The 22,500-nt window shown below is 69.9% G+C and carries 18 protein-coding genes (2 of these 18 cut by a window edge); 14 read left to right on the top strand and 4 right to left on the bottom strand.

The features are described 5' to 3' along the window. The 9 genes from AC3AOF_RS03080 to AC3AOF_RS03120 all read left to right on the top strand — a co-directional run. Positions 1-1,020: the 3' portion of an FAD/NAD(P)-dependent oxidoreductase gene (locus AC3AOF_RS03080; protein ID WP_488347690.1), read on the top strand. The gene continues 372 nt to the left of window position 1, outside the view; 1,020 of the gene's 1,392 nt are visible here — the last part of the coding sequence; its start codon lies off the left edge, out of view; it ends in the stop codon at positions 1,018-1,020. After that, a complete protein-coding gene (locus tag AC3AOF_RS03085) occupies positions 1,020-2,168 on the top strand; it encodes an NAD(P)/FAD-dependent oxidoreductase (protein ID WP_488347691.1) in 1,149 nt (382 codons plus the stop codon). Before AC3AOF_RS03080 ends, AC3AOF_RS03085 begins: the two co-directional genes overlap by 1 nt. A gap of 32 nt (positions 2,169-2,200) precedes the next feature. Further along, positions 2,201-3,748 (top strand): ABC transporter substrate-binding protein, encoded by a 1,548-nt coding sequence (locus tag AC3AOF_RS03090; RefSeq protein ID WP_488347692.1) that lies wholly within the window; start codon positions 2,201-2,203, stop codon positions 3,746-3,748. A gap of 296 nt (positions 3,749-4,044) precedes the next feature. After that, positions 4,045-4,986: an ABC transporter permease gene (locus AC3AOF_RS03095; RefSeq protein ID WP_236992081.1), complete on the top strand. Its 942-nt coding sequence runs from the start codon at positions 4,045-4,047 to the stop codon at positions 4,984-4,986. After that, the gene (locus tag AC3AOF_RS03100; RefSeq protein ID WP_236992080.1) at positions 4,983-5,837 is read left to right on the top strand and encodes an ABC transporter permease; all 855 of its coding nucleotides are present in this window, start codon (positions 4,983-4,985) and stop codon (positions 5,835-5,837) included. Before AC3AOF_RS03095 ends, AC3AOF_RS03100 begins: the two co-directional genes overlap by 4 nt. An 11-nt stretch (positions 5,838-5,848) precedes the next feature. Beyond that, a complete protein-coding gene (locus AC3AOF_RS03105) occupies positions 5,849-6,823 on the top strand; it encodes an ABC transporter ATP-binding protein (protein WP_236992079.1) in 975 nt (324 codons plus the stop codon). Positions 6,824-6,831: 8 nt separating this feature from the next. Next, on the top strand, positions 6,832-7,818 hold the full coding sequence (locus AC3AOF_RS03110) for an ABC transporter ATP-binding protein (protein WP_488347693.1): 987 nt from the start codon (positions 6,832-6,834) through the stop codon (positions 7,816-7,818). Positions 7,819-7,939: 121 nt separating this feature from the next. Beyond that, complete coding sequence (locus AC3AOF_RS03115) at positions 7,940-8,347, top strand: hypothetical protein (protein WP_236992077.1); 408 nt, start codon at positions 7,940-7,942, stop codon at positions 8,345-8,347. Between the two features lie 244 nt (positions 8,348-8,591). Further along, positions 8,592-8,924, top strand: a complete 333-nt coding sequence (locus AC3AOF_RS03120; RefSeq protein ID WP_236992907.1) for a DHCW motif cupin fold protein — start codon at positions 8,592-8,594, stop codon at positions 8,922-8,924. Positions 8,925-9,213: 289 nt separating this feature from the next. Here the strand turns inward: AC3AOF_RS03120 and AC3AOF_RS03125 are convergent, their stop codons facing one another. The 4 genes from AC3AOF_RS03125 to AC3AOF_RS03140 form a co-directional block, all read right to left on the bottom strand. After that, on the bottom strand, positions 9,214-11,529 hold the full coding sequence (locus tag AC3AOF_RS03125) for a xanthine dehydrogenase family protein molybdopterin-binding subunit (RefSeq protein ID WP_488347694.1): 2,316 nt from the start codon (positions 11,527-11,529) through the stop codon (positions 9,214-9,216). A gap of 297 nt (positions 11,530-11,826) precedes the next feature. Beyond that, positions 11,827-13,590, bottom strand: a complete 1,764-nt coding sequence (locus tag AC3AOF_RS03130) for a response regulator (RefSeq protein WP_236992075.1) — start codon at positions 13,588-13,590, stop codon at positions 11,827-11,829. Continuing rightward, positions 13,583-14,044 carry a response regulator gene (locus AC3AOF_RS03135; protein ID WP_236992074.1) on the bottom strand — a complete coding sequence of 154 codons (462 nt, stop codon included), beginning with the start codon at positions 14,042-14,044 and terminating at the stop codon, positions 13,583-13,585. The genes AC3AOF_RS03130 and AC3AOF_RS03135 overlap by 8 nt, the downstream gene beginning before the upstream one ends. Before the next feature lie 8 nt (positions 14,045-14,052). After that, positions 14,053-16,317 carry an ATP-binding protein gene (locus tag AC3AOF_RS03140; protein ID WP_488347695.1) on the bottom strand — a complete coding sequence of 755 codons (2,265 nt, stop codon included), beginning with the start codon at positions 16,315-16,317 and terminating at the stop codon, positions 14,053-14,055. A 530-nt stretch (positions 16,318-16,847) separates the two neighbouring features. Between AC3AOF_RS03140 and AC3AOF_RS03145 the strand changes: the two genes are divergently transcribed. The 5 genes from AC3AOF_RS03145 to AC3AOF_RS03165 form a co-directional block, all read left to right on the top strand. Continuing rightward, positions 16,848-17,717, top strand: a complete 870-nt coding sequence (locus AC3AOF_RS03145) for a LysR family transcriptional regulator (protein WP_488347696.1) — start codon at positions 16,848-16,850, stop codon at positions 17,715-17,717. A gap of 124 nt (positions 17,718-17,841) precedes the next feature. Then, on the top strand, positions 17,842-19,035 hold the full coding sequence (locus AC3AOF_RS03150; RefSeq protein ID WP_488347697.1) for a CaiB/BaiF CoA transferase family protein: 1,194 nt from the start codon (positions 17,842-17,844) through the stop codon (positions 19,033-19,035). Then, positions 19,032-19,952, top strand: a complete 921-nt coding sequence (locus AC3AOF_RS03155; RefSeq protein ID WP_236992070.1) for a hydroxymethylglutaryl-CoA lyase — start codon at positions 19,032-19,034, stop codon at positions 19,950-19,952. Before AC3AOF_RS03150 ends, AC3AOF_RS03155 begins: the two co-directional genes overlap by 4 nt. A gap of 203 nt (positions 19,953-20,155) precedes the next feature. Continuing rightward, entirely contained in the window at positions 20,156-21,478 is a 1,323-nt protein-coding gene (locus AC3AOF_RS03160; protein ID WP_488347698.1) for an MFS transporter, read from the top strand. 231 nt (positions 21,479-21,709) lie between these two features. Continuing rightward, positions 21,710-22,500 carry the 5' end (the start) of a flavin-containing monooxygenase gene (locus tag AC3AOF_RS03165; protein WP_488347699.1) on the top strand. The gene runs 832 nt beyond the window's last position, so 791 of the gene's 1,623 nt are visible here — the first part of the coding sequence; its start codon is at positions 21,710-21,712; its stop codon lies beyond the right edge, outside the window.

Genomic DNA, 22,500 nt, shown 5'->3' on the forward strand with positions numbered 1-22,500 from the left:
ACCGGCGCCATGGACCGCGCCCTGCCCTTCCCGGGCTGGACCCTGCCGGGGGTCTTCACCCTCGGGGCGGCGCAGATCGCCCTCAAGGCGCAGGGCATGGCGATCGGCCGGCGCGTCGCCCTCGTCGGGGCCGGGCCGCTGCTGCCGCTCGTCGCCTATCAATACGCCAAGGCGGGGGCGACGGTCGTCGCCGTGCTCGACGCCACGCCGCTCGGGGCGAAGGTGAAGGCGGCCCCGCGCCTCGCGGCCCTGCCGGCGACCCTGGCCAAGGGGGTCTGGTATACCCTGGCGGGTGCGTTGCGCGGGATACCGGTGCGCTCCGGCGTGCGGGCACTCGCGGTCGAGGGCGATCACCAGGTCGAAGCTCTGGCCTGGGAGGATGCGCGCGGGCGCCGGCATCGGGTGGTTTGCGACGCGGTCGGGGCCTCGTTCGGCCTGCGCAGCGAGGCGCAAGCCGCCGATCTCGCCGGATGCCGCTTCGTGTTCGAGCCGGTGACGCGGCAATGGCAGCCGGAGCGCTCGCCCGAGGGCCGTTCTTCGCATCCGCGCGTCTATCTCGCCGGCGACGGCAGCGGCATCGGTGGCGCCGACGTGGCCGAGTTGCAGGGCGAGCGCACGGCGCTCACCGTCCTCGCCGATCTCGGCCGACCCCGCGACGTTGGTCGTGAAGCCAGGCTCGACCGGCTGCTCCGCGGGCAGGCGGGTTTCCGTGCGGCGTTGGAGGCGGCCTACCCTTACCCGCACCACCTCGTCGACAAGATCGCGGACGACGAGATCGTCTGCCGCTGCGAGGGCATCACCGCGGGCACCCTGCGGCGGGCCGCGACCGAGCGGGACGCCCACGAGATGAACCGGCTCAAGGCCCTGACCCGGGCCGGGATGGGCCGCTGTCAGGGCCGGGTCTGCGGCCACGCCGCCGCGGAGATCCTGGCGCGGACGCTGAACGTGCCGGTCGAGGCGGTCGGGCGGCTGCGCGGGCAGGCGCCGATCAAGCCGATTCCGCTGCGGGAGCCGGTCTGATGGAACGCCTCACCGTCGACGTTGCGATCATCGGGGGCGGCACCGCGGCCTGCGCCGCCGCCGTGGCCTTGCGCGAGGCCGGACTGACCGTGGCCCTGCTGGAGAAGCGCCTCTGCGGTGCCGGCGCCAGCGGGGTGAATTTCGGCGGCGTGCGCCAACAGGGCCGCGACTTTTCGGAATTGCCGCTGTCGCAGCGCGCGCGCGTGCTGTGGGATGGCCTGAACGCCAAGCTCGGCGAAGATGTCGGGTTCGAGGCGACCGGCCACATCAAGCTCGCGCGGGCCGAATCCGACATGGCTTTGCTGGAGACTTATGCCCGCGACGCCGCCGAATACGGGCTCGACCTCCAGCTCGTCGGGCCGAACGCATTGCGCGCCGAAATGCCATGGCTCGGCCCGGCAGTCGTCGGCGCTTCGCTCTCGCCCACCGACGGGCAAGCCAATCCGCGGGTGGTGGGGCCCGCTTTCGCGCGGCTCGCCCGCCGCCTCGGGGCGGAGGTGCGCGAGCACGCGCCGGTGCATCATGCAGCCCATGACGGATCCGGCTTCACGGTCGAAGCCGAAGGTGTGAGCGTGAAGAGTCGCAGCCTCGTCAACGCCGCCGGCGCCTATGGCGGTGCGGTGGCGGCCTGGTTCGGCGAGGCGGCGCCGGTGGCGCCGCTCTCCCCCAACATGGTGGTGACCGAGCCCCTGGCCCCTCTCGTCACCCGGTCGATCGGTGTGGTGGGCGGCGACGTCTACGTGCGCCAGACCCGGCGCGGCAACGTGGTCCTGGGCGGCGGGCGCGGCACGGCGGACAGCGTCGATGGCCTCGCCCGGCCGGTGGCGGCGACCTCGCTCGGCGCCATGGACAAGACCCTGATGCTGATCCCGGACCTCGCCCACGCCCAGGTCATCCGCAGCTGGAGCGGGCTCGACGGCGAGATGCCGGACCACATCCCGGTCATCGGGCCGTCCGGCACCACGCCCGGCCTGGTTCATGCTTTCGGCTTCTCCGGCCACGGTTTCCAGCTCGGCCCGGTCGTCGGCGAAATCCTGGCGGAACTCGTGACGCAAGGCCGCTCCGCCTCTCCTCTCCATCCGTTCCGGATCGAGCGCTTCGCCGATTGGCGCGGGCCGTACCGGTCGGAGGGGGAGATCGAGCACTGACGAGACAAGAACGACCCAGGGGGATCACCACGATGAGACGTTTCCTCTTCACCGCGGCCGCCCTCGCCCTGCTTGGCCCCGCGCCGGCGCTGGCCCAGGCGCCGGGCAAGACCCTGAGTATCGGCATGGCGGCGGCCGATGTCAGCCAGCTCGACCCGTTCCGGGCCACCAGCACCCAGGACAAGCCGGTCGTGTCCTGGATCTTCAACGGCCTTGTGCGCTTCAAGCCGGGCTCGACCAGCCTCGAGACCCTGGAGCCGGACCTCGCCGAATCCTGGACCCGCTCGGACGACGGCCGCATCTGGACCTTCTCCTTACGCAAGGGCGTCAAGTTCCACGGCGGTTACGGCGAGTTGACCGCCGACGACGTGGTTTTCTCGTTGAAGCGCGCCGCCGATCCCAAGACCTCGTCGTTCTCGACCGACTACGCCGCCTTCGACACGGTCGAGGCTGTGGACCCCTACACCGTCAGGATCACCCTCAAGCACCCGGTGCCGTCGCTGCTCGGGCTGGTGGCGAACTACCACGGCGGCAACGTGCTCAGCCGCAAGGCCGTCGAGGCGTTGGGCAACGACTTCCGCCTGAAGCCCATCGGCACCGGGCCCTTCGCCTTCGCCGAGTACAAGCCGAACGAGAGCGTGCGGCTGACCGCCAACCCGGACTACTTTCGCGGCAAGCCGAAGCTCGGCGGCATCCTCTACCGACTGATCCCGGCCGATGCGGCCCGCGACCTCGCCTTCACCTCGGGCGAGCTCGACGTGGTCTATGGCCGCCAGGACCAGCGCTGGGCCGAACGCTTCGCCCGCGAGGCCGACGTGTCGGTCGACATCGTGCGGCCGGCGGAGTTGGCGCTCTTGCATCTCAACACCACCCACAAGCCTCTCGACGACGTGCGGGTACGCCGGGCCGTCGCCCACGCGATCAGCCAGGCGCAGATCGTCCAGTTCAAGGGCGCCAGCGTCACCGAGCCGGCGGTGTCGATCATCCCGAAGGGCTATCTCGGCACCGACGACAAGGCGCCGCTGCCTCCTTACGACCTCGCCAAGGCCAAGGCGCTCCTGGCCGAATCCGGCCACCCGAACGGCATCACCATCACGGCGATCCAGACCAGCCTGCCGACCATGCTGACCGCGATGCAGATCGTGCAGGGCCAGCTCAAGAAGGCCGGGATCGAGCTGAAGCTCGACGTCGTCGACCACCAGACCTTCCACGCCCAGATCCGCAAGGACCTGTCGGATGCGGTCTATTACGCCGCGGCGCGCTTCCCCGTCGCCGACACCTACCTGACGCAGTTCTTCGATTCGGCCTCGACGGTGGGCACACCGACGGCCGTGACCAACTTCTCGCATTGCAACGCGGCCGATGCCGAGATCCGCAAGGCCCGCACCGAGCCGGATCCGGAGAAGCAGAAGGCGTTGTGGAAGACGGCGCAGGAGAAGATCATCGAGCAGGTCTGCGCCGTGCCGCTCTCGGAAGGCTTGCAGGTCTGGGCGCACAAGAAGTCGGTCGATTACGGCTACGACTTCAAGGGGGCGATCCACCTGGGGCCGGTGATCACCGAGATGACGGACAAGAAGTAAATATTTCTCGATCCAAGACTTGCTCGTTTCTCGCGATGGGTCGTGCGCATCCCCTCTCCCCGCGGGCGGGGAGAGGGCTGTGCCCTCGTTCAGAGGGCGCAGCGAGGCGGCAGCCGATGGTGAGGGGGTGTTTCCAGAGGAGCCTCATCCGTTGAGACCCCCTCACCCTCGCTCCGGCTGCGCCTCCACTCGCCGTGTCCCCTGGACGGGGACACGGCCCTCTCCCCGCCCGCGGGGAGAGGAGAGACCCGCGCCTGATCCGGCAGCGTGATCACCTCCAACCCCCCGGCCCGCCCATGCTCCAGTTCATCCTCAAGCGCTTCCTCCTGGCGATCCCGACGCTGGTGGCGGTGCTGACCGTGGTGTTCGTGCTCGTGCGGGTGGTCCCGGGCGATCCGACCATCGTGATCCTCGGCGACCAGGCCAGCGCCTCCGCCCGGGCCGACCTGCGGGCGAAGCTCGGGCTCGATCGGCCGATCGTGGTCCAGTACCTCACCTTCATGGGCCAGATCGCCACCGGCGATATCGGCCGCTCGCTCACCACCAACCGGCCGGTGCTGGAGGATGTCGCCCACGTCCTGCCCTACACGATCGAGCTGACGCTCGCGGCGGTCGCCATCGGCGTCGGGGTGGGCGTACCGCTCGGGGTCATGGCGGCGCGGCGGCGCGACGGGCTCGCCGACTGGCTCGCCCGCATCGTGTCGCTCGCCGGCGTGTCCTTCCCGGCCTTCGTGTCCGGCATCCTGCTGCTGATCGCGTTCGCCGTGCAGCTGCGCTGGTTCCCGGTCATCTCGACCCCGCGCACCGGCGGCATCCTCGACCGGCTCGGCGCCCTGGTGCTGCCGGCGCTCAATCTCGGCCTCCTGATGGTCGCCTACGTCACCCGCGTCACCCGCTCGGGGATGCTGAAGGCGCTGGGCGAGGATTACGTCCGCACCGCCCGCGCCAAGGGGATGCCGGCGCGAATCGTGGTCTGGCGCCATGCCTTGCGCAACGTGCTGGTGCCGGTGGTCACCGTGGTCGGGCTCTATCTCGGGGTGCTGATCGGCAACGCGGTGCTGACCGAGATCGTGTTCAACCGCCCCGGCCTCGGCAAGCTGATCGTCACCGCGCTGACCCAGCGCGACTACAGCCTGCTGCAGGGCCTGATGGTCGTCTCCGCCTTCGCCATCGTGGTCGCCAACGTGCTCACCGACATCGCCTACGGCCTCGTCGATCCGCGGGTCTCGGCCCAATGAGCGCGGCGGCCGCCTCCGCCGCCCCGAGCGCCTGGCGCCGGGCCACCCGCTCGCCGGGCCTGATGATCGGCGCCGTCACGGTGGTCGCCGTCGTCGCCCTCGCCCTCCTCGCGCCCTGGATCGCGCCCTACGATCCGAACGAGCAGGACCCGGTCGCGGCCCTGATGGGCCCGTCGGCCGAGCACTGGTTCGGCACCGACTTCTTCGGGCGCGACGTGCTCTCGCGGGTGATCTGGGGCGCCCGGATCTCGCTCTCGGTCGGCTTCGTCGCCACCCTCATCGGCGTGGTTTTGGGCACGGTGATCGGGGTGGTGGCCGGTTATTTCGGCGGCTGGCCCGACCGGCTGATCACGGCGGCCACCGACGTGCTGCTCAGCTTCCCGCAGCTCATCATGGGGCTGATGCTGGTGGCGGTGCTGGGTCCGAGCCTCGGCAACCTGATCCTCGCCATCGCGGTCACCGCCGTGCCGGCCTTCATCCGCATCGCGCGGGGCTCGACGCTGGCCATGCGCCAGCGCGACTTCGTCGATGCCTGCCGGGCGCTCGGCTATTCCGACCTCCGCATCATGTTCGGCCACATCCTGCCGAACATCATGGACGAGGTGGTGGTGCTGGCCTCGCTCTGGCTCGCGACCGCGATCCGCACCGAATCGACCCTCGCCTTCATCGGGCTCGGCGTGCCGCCGCCCACGGCCACCTGGGGCAGCATCGTGCGCGAGGGCTTCGACAACCTGCTCGACGCGCCCTGGCTGTCGATCTTCCCGAGCATCGCCATCCTCGCCGTGATGATCGGCCTCAACCTGATCGGCGACGGCCTGCGCGACGCCACCGACCCGCGGGGGGCCCCATGAAAACCCCTTCGATGACGCCGACGGACATGCTCAGGGTCGACGGGCTGACGACCCAGATCCGGGTCGGCGGCACCTGGTACGACGCGGTGCGCGAGGTGTCGTTCTCGGTGTCGGGCGGGGAGACCCTGGCCCTCGTCGGCGAATCGGGCTGCGGCAAGAGCCTCACCGCCCTCTCGGTGATGGGGCTGCTCGCCCCCAAGGTCGGCCGCGTGGCGTCGGGCTCCATCGTGGTCGACGGCACCGACATGCGGGCGGCGAGCGAGAGCCAGCGCGAGGCGATGCGCGGCGACCGCCTGGCGATGATCTTCCAGGAGCCGATGACCTCGCTCAACCCGGTCCTGACCATCGGCTTCCAGATCGCCGAGGCGCTGCGGCGCCATCGCGGCCTGTCGAAGGCGGCGGCGCGTGAGAAGGCGATCGCCCTCCTCGAACGGGTGCGGGTGCCCTCGGCCGCCGAGCGGATCGACGCCTATCCGCATCACTTCTCCGGCGGCATGCGCCAGCGGGTGATGATCGCCATGGCGCTCGCCTGCAGCCCCCGTGTGCTGATCGCCGACGAGCCGACCACGGCGCTCGACGTCACCATCCAGGCGCAGGTTCTGGCCTTGCTCGCCGAGATCCAGCGCCGCGAGGGGCTGGCGGTGCTGCTCATCACCCACAATCTCGGCGTCGTCGCCTCGGTCGCCGACCGGGTGATGGTGATGTATGGCGGCGACGTGGTCGAGAGCGCGCCGGTGCGCGCCTTCTTCGCCCGGCCGACCCACCCCTACGCGGAAGGCCTGCTCAAGGCGATGCCGCGGGTCGACCGGGTGCAGGAGCTGGCCGCGATCCCCGGCACGGTGCCGACCCTGCCGGAGATGCCGGAGGGCTGCCGCTTCCAGGGCCGCTGCCCCCTGGCGGAGGCGCGCTGCCGTGAGCGGCCGCCGCTGGTGCCGCTCACGGGGGCGCCGGACCACGCGGTGCGCTGCTGGGTGAGGGCTGCATGACCCCTGTGATGACCCCCGTGCAAGAGTCTCCGCTGCTCGAGGTCAGCGACCTCTCCAAGACCTTCACCATCCGCCGCGGCTTCCCGGTCGCGAAGACCAGCCTGGTGCGCGCCCTCGACCGGGTGTCGTTCACGGTGGGGCGCGGCGAAGCGCTCGGTATCGTCGGCGAATCCGGCTGCGGCAAGTCGACCACGGCGCGGGTGGCCCTGCGGCTCACCGAATCCGACGGCGGCGCCGTGCGGTTCGACGGGCAGGACGTGCTCGCCGCGCCCGCGAGCGCGATGCGGCGCCTGCGGCGGCGGATGCAGATCGTGTTCCAGGACCCTGCCTCCTCCCTCGATCCGCGCCAGCGCATCGGCGAGGCGTTGGGCGAGCCTCTTCGGGTCCACGGCCTCGCGCGCGGGGCGGAACTGAAGGAGCGGGTCGCGGGGCTGCTTGCCGAGGTCGGGCTTCCGGCCACGGCCGCCGCGCGCTTCCCGCATGAATTCTCCGGCGGCCAGCGCCAGCGCATCGGCATCGCCCGGGCGCTGGCGCTCGGGCCCGACCTGATCTTCGCCGACGAGCCGGTCTCGGCCCTCGACGTCTCGGTCCAGGCGCAGATCCTGCGGTTGCTCGAATCGCTGCGGCAGTCCCGCAACCTCGCCTTCGTGTTCATCTCGCACGATCTCGGCGTGGTCCGGCATTTCTGCCAGCGGGTCACCGTGATGTATCTCGGCCGGGTGGTGGAAAGCGGGCCCGTGGGACCGCTCTTCGGCGAGCCGCTTCACCCCTATACCCAGCTCCTGAAGGCCTCCTCCCCGGTGCCGGACCCGGAGCAGCCGGTGGCGATGAGCTTCCAGGAGGGCGAGCCGCCCTCGCCGCTCAAGCCCCCCGCGGGCTGCCACTTCCATCCCCGCTGCCCTCGCGCCTTCGACCGATGCCGCACCGAGGCGCCCGCTTTACGCGAGGCGGCGCCGGGCCGCACGGTCGCCTGCCACCTCTATGGCGAGGGGTGACGGCCGTCTCTGCGCAGACCACCACCGTCCCGAGACATGACGGCGCTATCCCTTTCGGCCCTGATTGCTCTAGCTTCCCCAGCGGCGACGAAGCGCCTTGCATGAAGGGGGATGACGGCAGATGAGGACGATTGGGGTGGTGGCGGTCGTAGGATTGGGCCTGATCGGCGCGGTGGGAACCGCCTCGGCCCAGTCATGGGGGCCGGATTACGGCTCCCGCGACCGCGAGTATCGCAGCCGCGACGGCGACTACCGCGACCGGGACTATCGCGACCGCGGCTACCGGGATCGCGGCGACGATTACGGCCGGCGCGACGATTACCGCCGCGACCGCGATTACGGCTCTCGCGACCGCGACCGGGACTATCGCGATCAGGGGCCGCCCCGTGGCGCCGCGGCGTTCAACGAGCGCGAGTACCTGCGCTGCAACCCGGACGTGGCCCGCGCCGTACTCGCCGGCAAGATGGAGTCCGGCTACAAGCACTTCCAGGTCCACGGCTTCCGCGAGGGCCGCAAGCTCAGTTGCTGACCGGGCGAGCGCCGCCGGGGCGAGACGCCCTGGTGGCGCGACGCCGCCCGCGCTCCACAGGCCGTGCCGCGTCTCGCGCCTTCCTGCATCGGCAAGACCGGCCCGGGACGCCGCCATACGTTTGTCCTGTCCGCCCGATCCCGAGACGAAGACTCGCGATCGCCGCCAAAATTCATCTCCGAAATGGAGTGACAAATTCAAGCACGCATCGCACGATCGATCGATCGATCATGGCGGTGATGATATGAAAATACCTGGACTTCCGTTCACTGTTGTCGATTGGTCCGCGGTTCCGGCATCCGAGCATTCCGGTGAAGTCGGCAGCGCGCTCTGGCGTACATTCCAGATCGGCGATATCCGCGTCCGCATGGTCGAATATTCACCTGGTTATATTGCCGATCATTGGTGCGATCGCGGCCACATTCTTCTCGTCATCGAGGGGGAGCTCGAGACGGAGCTGCGTGACGGCCGCACTTTCACGCTTGTGCCCGGCATGAGTTATCAAGTTTCGGATTTCGGCGATGCCGCACATCGCTCGTCGACTCGCACAGGTGCAAAATTATTCATTGTCGATTGAGCACGGGCCGCATTCAAATGGCGGCTTCCGGGATGCGGAGAACTGGCTCGATGAGACCGGGTTGGGCCGAAATCGGCGACTCGCAAGACCAAGATGATTGGTCTTTGACGATAGTCAGATTTCGCAGATCGGCTGATATAAGCAGCCGGTTCCAACGACCGTTGGCATCGAATCGGCAGGCGCCGATCGAATATCGTCAGGTACCGGAGGCTGGATTGACGCCTCCATGAAAACGGCGCCCGGCCAGGAAGCCGAGCGCCGCAGCATCATCGCGTCCGAACCGTCGCCGTCAGGCGGCGGCGGCCTTGCGCAAGGGCTCAAGGGCCGCGAACATCCGCGCCGGCGTCGCCGGCATGTCCATGTCGCGCAGGCCCACGCTGCGGTCGAGGGCATCGACCACCGCGTTCATCACCGCCGGGCAGGAGCCGATGCTGCCGGCCTCGCCGGCGCCCTTGATGCCCATCGGGTTGGTGGTCGAGGGCACGTTCTTCGTCTCGAAGTGGAAGAACGGCACGTCTCCGGCCCGCGGCATGGCGTAGTCCATGAAGCTCGCGGTCAGGAGCTGGCCGGCCTCGTCATAGACCGTGCGCTCGTGCAGCGCCTGGCCGATGCCCTGCGCCACCCCGCCATGGACCTGGCCGGCCAGCAGCAACGGGTTCACCACGATGCCGAAATCGTCGCAGACGGTGTAGCGCACGATCGTGGTGATGCCGGTATCGGGGTCGATCTCGACCTCGGCGACGTGGGTACCGTTCGGGTAGGTCGCGCTCGGCGGCACGAAGTCGCCCTGGCCCGTCCGCATCGCCTCGGTGGCCTTCGGCAAGGCCGCCAGGGCCGCGAAGTCGATCGACCGGTCGGTGCCGGCGACCCGCACCGCGCCCTCGGCGATCTCGAGATCCTGGATACCTGCTTCCAGTTCCTCGGAGGCGAGCTCCTTCAGCTTGCCGGCGAGGTTCTTCGAGGCGGCGCCGACCGAGATGCCGCCGACGGGGATCGAGCGCGAGCCGCCGGTGCCGGCACCCGTGGCGACCTTGTCGGTGTCGCCCTGCACCACGCGGATGCGTTCCAGCGGCAGGTCGAGATGCTCGGCGGCGAACTGCGCATAGGCCGTGGCATGGCCCTGCCCGTTCGACTGGGTGCCGACATAGACCGTGGCGCCGCCATCCTGGTCGAGGGTGATCTTCACGTCCTCGCCCTCGCCCCAGGCGGTGCACTCGATGTAGGTGGCAAGCCCGATGCCGCGCACGAGCCCCCTGGCGCGGGATTCCGCGGCGCGGGCCTCGAAGCCGGTCCAGTCCGCCGCCTCGACGGCGCGGCCCATATGGGCGGCGAAATCGCCGGTATCGTAGGTACGGTCACCGATCGGCGTGGTGTAGGGCATCGCGCTCGGCGGGATGAAGTTGCGCCGGCGGATCTCGGCCGGCGAGATCCCGGTCTCCCGCGCCGCCCGGTCGACCAGGCGCTCGATCAGGTAGGCCGCCTCCGGCCGCCCGGCGCCGCGATAGGCGTCGACCGGCACGGTGTTGGTGTAGACGCCGCGCACCCGCACGTGGACCGCCGGGGTCTTGTACACGCCGGTCAGCATCGTGGCGCCGAGATACGGGATGTAGGGCCCGTATTGCGACAGGTAGGCGCCGAGATCGCCGATCACGTCGAAGCGCATGGCGAGGAAGGTGCCGTCCGCATCGAGCGCGACCTCGCCGACCGAGAGGTTGTCGCGCCCCTGCGCGCAGGCGACGAAGTGCTCGCCCCGCTCGGACACCCACTTCACCGGCTTGTTGAGCCGGCGCGCGGCTTCCGCCGCCAGCGGGTATTCGCGGTAGGTGAAGGTCTTGGTGCCGAAGCCGCCGCCGACATCGCCGGTGACGACGCGGATCTGCTCCTTCTCGACCCCGAGCACGCCCATCAGGGTCTTGCGCAGGCCGTGGACGCCCTGGCTCGGGATGGTGAGGGTGAAGCGCTTGGTGCCCGCATCGTATTCGGCGACGACGCTGCGGGTCTCCATGTAGTTGGTGACGAGGCGCTGGTTCTCGACCTCGACCTTCACCACCTTGGCGGCCTTGGCGAAGGCGGCATCGACCGCAGCCTTGTCGCCCATGGTCGAGTCGAACGAGACGTTGTCGGGCTGCTGGTCCCACACCGCATGGGCGCCGCCAGCGACGGCGCCGCGGATGCCGACCACCGCCGGCCGCACGTCGTAGTCGATGCCGATCGCCTCGACGGCGTCGCGGGCCTGGGCGACGGTGTCGGCGACCACGAAGGCGACGGCGTCGCCGATATGCTTGACGGCGCCCTTGGCCAGCACCGGGATGTGGGCGACGTGGTTCTGGCTGCCGTCGCCGTTCGGCAGCGGCGCCTGGCACTTGATGTCGTTGAGGCCGGCCACGTCCTCGGCGGTGAGCACGAGGTGCACGCCGGGCATCGCCCGGGCGGCCTCGAGGTCGGTGATCGTGAAGGTCGCATGGGCGTGCGGGCTGCGCAGCAGGGCCGCGTGCAGGCAACCCGCGGGGGCATGGTCGTCGCCGTAATGGCCCTCGCCGGTGATCAGCCGACGATCCTCGACCCGGCGCAAAGGCTGGCCGAGACCGAATTTGGTCACTGTCATGTAAACCTCGCGATGCGATGCTGAACGGGATGCGCGAGCGGGCGCGCGGCATGGAGGCCGGCACACGGGGAGACTCGCGTGATCGAGGGGATGCGACGGCGGACGGTGTCCGGTCCCGCCTGGGCGGCGCTCCGGATCCGGAGCGTTCGGGCTCCGGCCATGGATGTCACCATGGGTCCTGCCATGCGGCGTTCATCCTCCCGTGGACCGGTCGAGCGTGCGACTTGAGGTCCTTATCGGGGCGAGCCTAGCACGTCGGATCGGAAGCGTCTGCGGCGCTGCTGACGCGGCTTCGCCTTACCCCCGACCCATCCCGTTGGTCCGCGCCCGCGCCTCGACGCCGCCGCTCACCAGGGTCAGCCGCGGTCGCGGCTCCAGAATCGACGCGACCTTGCGCTCCAGGTCCTCGCCGCGAAACGGCTTCTGCACCACGCGGTCCTCGGTGCCGCCGTCGATCCGGGCGAGCGCGGTGTGGTCGGCGTAGCCGGTCACGAACAGGATCTGGATCGCCGGCCAGCGGCTCCGGATCACCGTCGCGACCTCGGCCCCATTCATCCCCGGCATCGCAAAATCGAGCACGGCGAGGTCGACGCACGGGTCGGCTTCGAGCGCCTGGATCGCCGCGAGGCCCGAACCCGCCTCGCGGATCGCGTAGCCGGCCTCACCGAGGCGCGTCGTCGTGATGTCGCGCACGTCGCCGTCGTCGTCGACGACCAGCACCACCCGCTTGTCGCTCCCGTCGCGGATGCCGGCGCAATCGATCGCGACCGGGTGCACCTCGTGCACGGGAGCCTCCGCCGCCACCCGCGGCAGGTAGACCCGCACCGAGGTGCCCTCGCCGGGCACGGTCTCGATGCGCACGCCGCCGCCGGACTGCTTGGCGAAGCCGTAGACCTGGGCGAGGCCGAGCCCGGAGCCCTTGCCCACATCCTTGGTGGTGAAGAACGGCTCGAATACCCGGGCGAGCACGTCGGGCGCGATGCCGGTGCCGGTGTCGCTCACCGCCACCATGGCATAGTCGCCCGGGCTCGGCTCCTCGGGCCGGGCCGGCTCGGCGTCGAGCTGCACGTTGGCGGTCTCGATGGTCAGACAGCCGCCGACCGCCATCGCATCCCGGGCGTTGATCGCGAGGTTGAGGATGATGAGCTCGATCTGGGTCGCATCGACGAGGGCCGGCCACAGGTCGGGCTGCAGCGTCATCTCGATGCGGACCGAGCCGCCCATCGAGCTCTGCAGCAGGTCGCGCATCGACGCGACGGTCTGGTTGAGCTGCACCGGCACCGGCGCGAGCTTCTGGCGGCGCGAGAAGGCGAGGAGCTGGGCGGTGAGCCGGGCGCCGCGCTCGGCCGCACCCCGCATCATGTCGAGCCGGCGCTTCGAGCGCTCGTCCGAGACCGCCCGCTCCAGGAACTCGATGTTGCCGGCGATCACCGTGAGCAGGTTGTTGAAGTCGTGGGCGACGCCACTGGTGAGTTGGCCCACCGCCTCGAGGCGCTGGGCCTGGCGCAGGGCGTCCTCGATCCGTTCGCGCTCACGGATTTGGTGCTGGAGCGCCGCATTGGTGTCGGCGAGCTCCCGGGTCCGGGCGGCGACGCGCTGCTCGAGGGATTCGTTGAGGTCGCGCAGGGCCTGCTCGGCGGCGCGGCGGCGCAGATGGGCGCGGGCCTCCGAGAGGGCGCGCAGGATGACCCGCGGCAGCCGGTCGAGGCGCTGCTTGGTCACGTAGTCGGTGGCGCCGTGCTTCAGTGCCTCCACCGCCACCTCCTCGCCGAGCGTGCCGGACACGAAGACGAACGGGACTTCCGGACAATTCTCGCGGGCGGCGGCGAGCGCGCTCATGCCGTCGAAGGCGGGCAGCACGTAATCGGCCAGGATGATGTCGTGGCAGCGTCGCATCGTCGCCGCCGCGAAGGCGTCCCGGGTGATCACCCGCTCGACGGCGACGATGAGTCCGGCATCCTCCAAAACCGCACTCAGCAGCTCGGTGTCGAGGTCGCTGTCCTCGAGGAGCAGGACGCGCAACGGGGCCCCCCCATCCTCCGCCACCGTTACGTCACTCACCGGAGGCCCAGTCGTTCCGGTGGGGCGGCGGCTCGTTGAGCACGGCCCAGAACACGCCGAGATCCTGGATCGCCTCGAAGAATTCCTTGAACCCGACCGGCTTCACCACGAAGGCGTTCACGCCGAGCTGGTAGGAGCGCACGAGGTCGCTCTCCTCCCGGGACGAGGTCAGCATCACGATCGGGATCGCCCGCATGCGCGCATCGCCCTTGACCGCCGCCAGCACCTCCAGCCCGTCGACCTTGGGCAGCTTCAGGTCGAGGAGGACGACCGCCGGGTCCTGAGCCGGCCGTTCGGCGTGCGGACCCTGCCGGCGCAGGTATTCGAGCGCTTCCGCCCCGTCGCGGCAGATGACGATCTTGTTCGCCAGCTGGCTCTTCTCGAGCGCCGCGAGGGTCAGTTCGATGTCGTTGGGGTTGTCCTCGACGAGGAGGATCGGCTTGAGGTCGGCCATGGCGATCTCTAACGGAGGGGGAGCGTGAAATGGAAGGCCGCCCCCTGGCCGAGGTTCCCCTCGGCCCAGACCTGTCCACCATGGCGTTCGACGATGCGCCGGACGTTGGCGAGCCCGATCCCGGTTCCCTCGAATTCCTCGACCCGGTGCAGGCGCTGGAACACCCCGAACAGCTTGTTCACATAGGTCATGTCGAAGCCGACGCCATTGTCGCGCACGCAGAACACCGCCTCGCCGTCGCGGTCGGCCTCGCGCGTCACCTCGATCACCGCCTCGGGCCGGCCGCGCGTGTACTTCACGGCGTTCGACAACAGGTTCTCGATCACGAGCCGCATCATCACCGGGTCGGCCTGGGCCCGGCCGAGGGGCCCGACCCGCCAGCGGATCGTCCGTTCGAGCGGGATGTCGCGGATCATCTTACGGCGCACGTCCTCGACCAGCTGGCTCATGTCGCAGGGAATGCGGTTGAGGGCGTTGCGCCCCATCTGCGAGAAGGTCAGCAGGTTGTCGACGAGGGTTCCGGCGGAGAACGCCGCCTCGATGATGGTGTCGACGTAGCGCCGCCCGCGCTCCGAGAACTTGTCGCCCTCGCGCGACCGCAGGAGCTCGGCATAGCCGACGATGTGCCGGAACGGCGCCCGCAGGTCGTGGCTGACCGAGTAGGAGAAGGCCTCCAGTTCCTTGTTCGAGCGCTGCAATTCCTCGGTCAGCGCCGCCAGTTCCTCGGCCCGGCGCAGCACGATGCCGAGCACCGCGGCGCGCAGATCCTTGGCGGTGTCGACCTCCGGCACCGACCAGGGCTTGGAGCGGCCCTGCACGGTCTCCTTCCAGGTCTCGAAGGATTGCCGGGGGTGCAGCCGGTCGGGCCCACCGGCCGGATCCTTGGAGGCGGCCTTGGTCGGATCGCCGCCCCAGCGCACGGTCTGGACCACCTCGGGCCGGAACCACAGCACGTAGCTGGCATATTTCTCGGAGATCGAGATGGCGAGGAGGCCGCTCGCGGTCTCGGCGATGGTCCTGGCCGGCGGGTATTCCTCGCCCAGCGCCTCGGTGACGTGGACCGCCTCGCCGCCATGCTCGGCCGAGAGCCATTCGTAGACGCCCCGCACCTGCCGCTCGCTGGGGGTGCGGCCCATCAGGTGGCAGCGCTGGCCGGTGACGATCGCCGCGCCGCCGGCATCGGTGAGGGCCAGCACGTCCTCCGGATGCTTGAGGAAGCCTTCGACGAAGTTCTCCTCCTCCGCCATGAAGGCGAGGAGCCGCGCCTGGATCGCCCCGAGCGTCAGGCGCTGCTCGGCGAGCGCCCCGCGCTCCTTGGCGGCGAGCTGCAGGGCGAAGGTCTGGGTGAGGATGTCGCAGGCGTTGCGGGTCGGCAGCGGCACCCGCCGCGCCGTCTTGTTGTGGCAGGAGATCAGCCCCCACAGCGCCCCCTCGACCAGGATCGAGATCGACATCGAGGCCGCCGTGCCCATGTTGCGCATGTACTCGACATGGACCGGCGAGACGCTGCGCAGGACGGACTGGCTGAGGTCGAGGGGCGCCCCGGTCGAGGGCGTGAGAGCCGGGACGATCGGAACCGGATCGTAGGCGGCGTCCGGGATGATGCGCAGGCGGTTGCGGCGATAGAGTTCGCGGGCCTGGGCCGGGATGTCGGAGGCGGGAAACCGCAGGTCGAGATAGGCCGGCAGCACGCCGTTGCCGTCCTCCGCCACGACGGTGCCGTTCCAGTCGCGGTCGAAGCGGTAGACCAGGGCACGGTCGAACCCGGTGAGCTGGCGGATGTCGGCGGCCAGCAGCCCGCACAGGTCCTCCACCGTCCCGGCCCCGTGCAGCGCCTCGATGAAGGCGCGCAGCCGCGGGTAGAGCATGTCGAGGTTGCCCGCCGTGGCCTCGCCGGCGCTCTCCTCGAATTCGAGCACGATGAGGCCGCCGGAGCGGTGCGCCGCGAGGTCGTAGGCGCGCAGTCCCTCCCCCGTCTCGAGGGTGAGCGTGCCGAGATAGGCCGCGCCGTCCTGTCCGAGACCCTGGCCGAGATCCGTCGTCAGCACCTGGACGATCGGGGCCCCGACCTCCGGCAGCGCCTGGCTCAAGGGTAGGCCGTGGACCTGGGCGGCGGGACGTCCGGGCAGGTCGGGCAGGTTCGCGCTGGCCTGGACGACGCGCAGCTCCGGTCCTTCGAGCGCCAGCAGGAAGCCGTGCGGCTGCAAGGTGCCGAGAATGTGGATCGGCTCCCTGTCGCAGGCCGTCAGTTCCGCCGGTTGCACAGACCGCATGGCCGCCCTCGCCCCTCGCGCCGTTCGGATCCGAACCGGTTTCTACTCGGACACCTTAAGGGAAGCTCGCCAGTCCCACCAGTGCGCGAATCCGGCACAGCAATGACAATTTCTCGGGCGTTCAGGTTCTCCAGCGGTATCCCGTACGGGCTGCTCTCCTGCCGGGCGGCTATCGATCATGCGGGTGATGGTGCAAATCGATCGATGTATCGGTGTCGCCGCCCGGAAATATTTCCGATATCCCCTCAGAAACACGGAAAGATCCTCGCCTGCAGGCAGGCCGCGGCCGAAGAAGTGTGAGCCCTCACGCAGGCGAAGGGCTGACATCCAATCTTCCAGGCGCGGATCGGCGAGACGCCGCGCCGGACCGAAACGATGCGCGTTGGCGCGTCGGTCCGACTCCGCATATGATCTTCGATGAGCCGGAATAGGCGAAAAATCCCATCCGAGCGCCCCATCGACGACGGGAGCGGGCCATTCCCGACGAGCTTCCTATCCCCGGTCTCCTCAACCGCCTCGACCTCAAGACGTTGCGGCTGTTCGCGGCGATCTGCCAGGAGGGGACGCTCAACGGTGCGGCCCGGGCCGCCGTGATCGCGCCCTCGGCGGTGAGCAAGCGCCTCGCCGAGCTGGAACGGGCCTTAGGCTGCATCCTGCTCACCCGCGAGCCGCGGGGCATGCGCCCGACCCCGGCCGGCGAGACGCTGCTGCACCACACCCGTCGCATGCTGGCGAGCGCCGAGCAGATCGCCCTCGAACTCGCCGAGCACGCGGAGGGAGTGCGCGGCATCGTCAGGATGCTCGCCAACCTCTCGGCCATCGTGCAGTTTCTGCCCGAAGACCTGCGGGCCTTCCAGGCAAGGCAGGGCGCGATCAGAATCGACCTGGAGGAGCGGCCGAGCGGCGGCGTGATCCGGGGCGTCGCCGAGGGCGCGGCCGAGATCGGAATCTGCTCGGGGACCGTCGCGGCGCTCGACCTGCGCTCCACCCTCTACCGGCGCGACCGACTCGTCCTGGTGATGCGGGCCGAGCATCCGCTGGCGGGCCGGGCGAGCCTCGCCTTCGCCGAAGCGCTCGGCTACGACTTCATCGGCCTGCATGCCCAGAGTTCGATCTACGACAGCGTCCGGGCCGAGGCGCAGCGGATCGGCCGCCCGTTGCGCCTGCGGGTGCACGTCCCGGGCTTCGACGCGGTCTGCCGCATGGTCCAGGCCGATATGGGCCTGGGCGTGATCCCCGAGCGGGTCTTCGGCCTGATCGGCGGTGCGATGCAGCTCGTGGCGGTGCCGCTGACCGACCCATGGGCCGATCGCGAGCTGATCATCGTGACGCGACCGGGTACGCTCTCGCCCGCCGCCGGCCTCCTCGTCGCGCATCTGGCCCGGCCGGCACCGCCCTGACGGCGTCCCGTTCGACCCTTTGCGTTCTCCTGGAGAGAACGGTCGCTCGCGAGATACGGTTGGATCCGGCCCGCGTTCTTCAATTATGGATGGTTCAAAGACACATCGCATCGGAGGAGACGTCATGAGCGGACCGCTCGCGGGCATTCGCGTCCTGGAACTCGGCCAGTTGATCGCCGCGCCCTTCGCCACCCGCCTGATGGCGGAGTTCGGCGCCGAGGTGATCAAGGTCGAGCCCCCCGGCGAGGGCGATCCCCTGCGCAAGTGGCGCAAGATGCACGAGGGCACCTCGCTCTGGTGGTATCTGCAGTCGCGCAACAAGAAGTCGATCGCCGTCAACCTCAAGTCGACTGAGGGCCTCGCGATCGTCAAGCAGCTCGCGCAGAGCGCCGACGTGGTCGTCGAGAACTTCCGGCCCGGCGGGCTCGAGAAACTGGGCTTGGGCTGGGACGTGCTCTCGGCCCTCAACCCGAACCTCGTGATGGTCCGCATCTCCGGCTACGGCCAGACCGGGCCCTATCGCGACCGGCCCGGCTTCGGGGCGATCGGCGAGTCGATGGGGGGCTTGCGCTTCACCACCGGCGACCCGAGCACCCCGCCGGCCCGGGTCGGCGTCAGCATCGGCGACACGCTCGCCTCGCTCCACGGCGTCATCGGCGCCCTGATGGCCCTGCTGCGGGTCAAGACCGGCCAGGGCGCCGGCCAGGTGATCGACGTCTCGCTCGTCGAGAGCGTGTTCAACGTCATGGAGAGCCTGGTGCCGGAATACGACCTTCTGGGCGAGGTCCGCACCCGCACCGGCGGCGCGCTGCCGGGCATCGCGCCCTCGAACACCTATCCGAGCCGGGATGGCGGCTTCGTCGTCATCGCCGGCAACAGCGATCCGATCTTCCGCCGCCTGATGACTGCGATCGGCCGGCCCGACCTCGCCGAGGATCCGGCGTTGCGCAACAACGAGGGCCGCTCGAAACAGGCCGGGATGCTCGACGGCGTCATCGCCGACTGGACCCGATGCCGCACGGTGACGGAGGCCCTGACGGTGCTCGACGCCGCCGAGGTGCCGGCCGGGCGGATCTACTCGGTCGCCGACATCGTCGCCGACCCGCATTACAACGCCCGCGACATGATCCTGGAGGCGGACCTGCCCGGCGACACGAGGGTGAAGATGCCCGGCATCGTGCCGAAGCTGTCCGAGACCCCCGGCAGCGTGCGCTGGCAGGGCCCGGCCCTCGGCGCCCACACCGATTCGGTGCTCTCCGACCTCGGCTTCGACGAGGCCGGCATCGCCGCCTTGCGCCAGACGGGAGCCGTGGCGTGAGCGGGATCGTCATCCAGGAGGTCGCGACCCGCGACGGCTTCCAGATCGAGCCGGTCTTCGTCCCGACCGCGGAAAAAATCCGGCTGATCGACGCGCTGTCGGCGGCGGGCTTCACCCGCATCGAGGTCTCGTCCTTCGTCTCGCCGAAGGCGGTACCGGCGCTCGCCGACGCGGCCGAGGTGTTTTCGGGGATCGCGCGCCGGCCCGGCGCCACCTACGTCGCCCTCGTGCCGAACCCGAAGGGCGCCGAGCGGGCCCTCGCCGCACGCGCCGACGAGATCAACCTCGTCGCCTCGGTGAGCGAGACCCATAACCGTGCCAATATGGGCATGACGCCGGAGGCCTCGATCCGGGGCTTTTCCGCGATCATGGAAACTGTGCGGGGCGAGGTCGGCGTCAACGCCACCGCGGCGACCGCCTTCGGCTGCCCGTTCGAGGGGCTCCAGCCCGAGGACAAGGTGCTGGTCCAGGTCGAGCGCTATCTGGCGCTCGGGGTCGACGGGGTGACGCTGGCCGACACCACCGGCATGGCCAATCCGCGCCAGGTCGCCCGCCTCGTCGCCCGGGTGCTGCCGCTGGTGGGGGCCGACCGCCTGACGCTCCATTTCCACGACACCCGCGGCTGCGGTCTCGCCAACGTGCTCGCGGCCTTTGACGCCGGCGCACGCCGGTTCGACGCGGCCCTCGGGGGCCTCGGCGGCTGCCCGTTCGCGCCCGGCGCCACCGGCAACATCTGCACCGAGGACCTCGCGAGCATGGCCGAGGAGATGGGCCTGTCGACCGGCCTCGACCTCGACGCCCTCATCGCCCTGTCCCGCGACCTGCCCCGCCTCGTCGGCCATGACGGACCGGGCCAGGTCGCCAAGGCCGGTCGTCCGCGCGACCTGCACCCGGCCCCGCCGCTCAAGGCGGCCTGACACCGGCGCGCGCGCCGCCCGGAAGAAGGCAGCCTCGCCGAATCTCACCGGACCGCAAAACCCGCCCCGCCCGTCCCCCGGGCGAAGGCGCCCCCGTGCCCGCATCGCGGGCAATGGCTCTACCCAAGCCCGCATCGCGGGCAATGGCTCTACTCATGCCCGCATCGCGGGCCAAGGCTCCACCCAAGCCCGGAGGAAATCCCATGGCCATCGCCACCGCCGGCCCGCTCGCCGGCCCCGACGCCCTCACCGAGGCGGCCGTCATCCGCAAGGTCGCCTGGCGGCTGATGCCGCTGATCATGATCTGCTACCTGTTCGCGTTCTTCGACCGCATCAACATCAGCTTCGCGAAGTTCCAGCTCCAGAGCGACCTCGGCTTCAGCAACGTCGCCTACGGCCTCGGCGCCAGCATGTTCGTGGTCGGCTACGTGATCTTCGAGGTGCCGTCGAACCTCGCCCTCTACCGGGTCGGCGCGCGGCGCTGGATCGCCCGGATCATGATCTCGTGGGGCATCGCCACCGCGCTGATGATCGTCATCCGCACCGAGTGGCACTTCTACGTCCTGCGCTTCCTGATCGGCGCAATGGAGGCCGGCTTCGCCCCCGGCATCCTGTACTATCTCACCCTGTGGTTCCCGGCCTCGTTCCGCGGCCGCGTCACCTCGTTCATGTTCGTCGCCTCGGCCTTCGCCGGCATCGTCGGCGCGCCGGCGGCCGGGCTGATCCTCGGCGGTCTCAACGGCGTCGCGGGCCTCGCCGGCTGGCAATGGCTCTTCCTCGCCGGCGGCCTGCCCTGCCTGATCCTCGGGGCCCTGGTGCTCACCCGCCTCGAAGACCGGATCGCCGACGCGCGCTGGCTCTCGGCCGAGGAAAAGGATCTTCTGTCCTCCCGCATCGCCCACCATAACCACGGCATCGGCGACCATTCGCTGTGGGGCGCGATCAGGCAGCCGGGCTTCCTGCTCATCGCCCTCGTCTATTTCCTGCTTCAGGTCGGCTCCTACGGCCTCAACTTCTGGGGCCCGGACCTGATCAAGACCGCGAGCGGCGGGGCCGCCGCCTCGGTCGGCTTCCTGACCGCGATTCCCTACATCTGCGGTGCGGTCAGCATGATCGTCATCGGGCGCCTGTCGGACGCCTCGGGCGAGCGGCTGAAATTCGTCGCCGGCTTGGCGGTCGCCGCAGCCCTCGGCTTCTTCCTCGCCGGTCTGTTCGACAGAGAGATCGTCCCGCTGATGATCGCCCTCGCGCTGCTCGGCTCCGGTATCGTCGCGTCGATCCCGACCTTCTGGACCTTGCCGGCGAAGCTCGTCACCGGTGTCGGCGCGGCGGGCGGCATCGCGCTCATCAACACGCTGGGTCAGTTCGGCGGCATCGTCAGCCCGGTCATGGTCGGCTGGGTCAAGGACCTCACCGGCTCCACCACCCCGGCGCTCTACGGCATCGGCTGCCTCTGCCTCGTCGCCGCCGGACTCCTGCTCTTCGCGATGCCCGAGAGCCTGCGCCGCAACGACCGGAGCGTCTGAACGACCGGCGGTGTCGACCCGCCGCGTGGGCGGATCGGCCACGCGGCACCCGGCTCCGTCACCTGATCCCTCTTCATGGGTGGCGCGCGCTCACTGCGCGTGGTCGAGACGCCGGTCGCTTGCTAGCCTGATCGGACAGGAGCCGCGGTCACGCCGTTTCCGCGGGAGCCGATATCACGGAGCTGGGCGCCCACGGGCGTCACGGTCTTCGGACAGGGAGACGCCGACGCCATGAGAGAGCCGAACGAGGCCGCTCCCGTCCGTCGTTACGACGCGATCATCGTCGGGGCCGGGTTTTCCGGCCTGTATCAGCTCCATCTGCTGCGCGACCGGCTCGGCCTGTCGGTGCGGGTGCTGGAGGCGGCCGAGGGCATCGGCGGTACCTGGTACTGGAACCGCTATCCGGGCGCACGCTGCGACTCCGAAAGCTACTACTATTCCTACTCGTTCTCGCGCGAACTCGAGGAGGAATGGGACTGGACCGAGCGCTACCCTGAGCACGGCGAGCTCCGCCGCTACCTCGACCATGTCGCCGACCGCTTCTCCTTACGGCGCGACATCCAGCTCGGCACCCGCGTCGCCGGCGCCACCTACATCGAAGCGGCCAATCGCTGGATCGTCACGACAGAGAGCGGCGAGCGGTTCGAGGCGCAATTCCTGATCACCGCGGTCGGCTGCCTGTCGAGTGCCAACGTACCAACGATCCCTGGCCTCGAAAGCTTCTCGGGCGCCTGGTACCATACCGGCCGCTGGCCCCATGACGGCGTCGACTTCTCGGGCCAGCGGGTCGGGCTGATCGGCACCGGCTCGACCGGCATCCAGGCGACTCCGGTCATCGCCGCGCAAGCCGCCCATCTCACGGTATTCCAGCGCACCGCCAATTACAGCGTGCCGGCCCGCAACGGCCCGATGGACGATGCGCTCAAGGCGTGGGTGCGCGAGAATTCGTCGGAGTTGCGCGCCAAAGCCCGCGCGGCGCCGAACGGCCATCCCTTCGATTTCTCGGACCGCTCGGTCTTCGA

This window comes from Methylobacterium sp. 142-1Y (assembly GCF_057747795.1).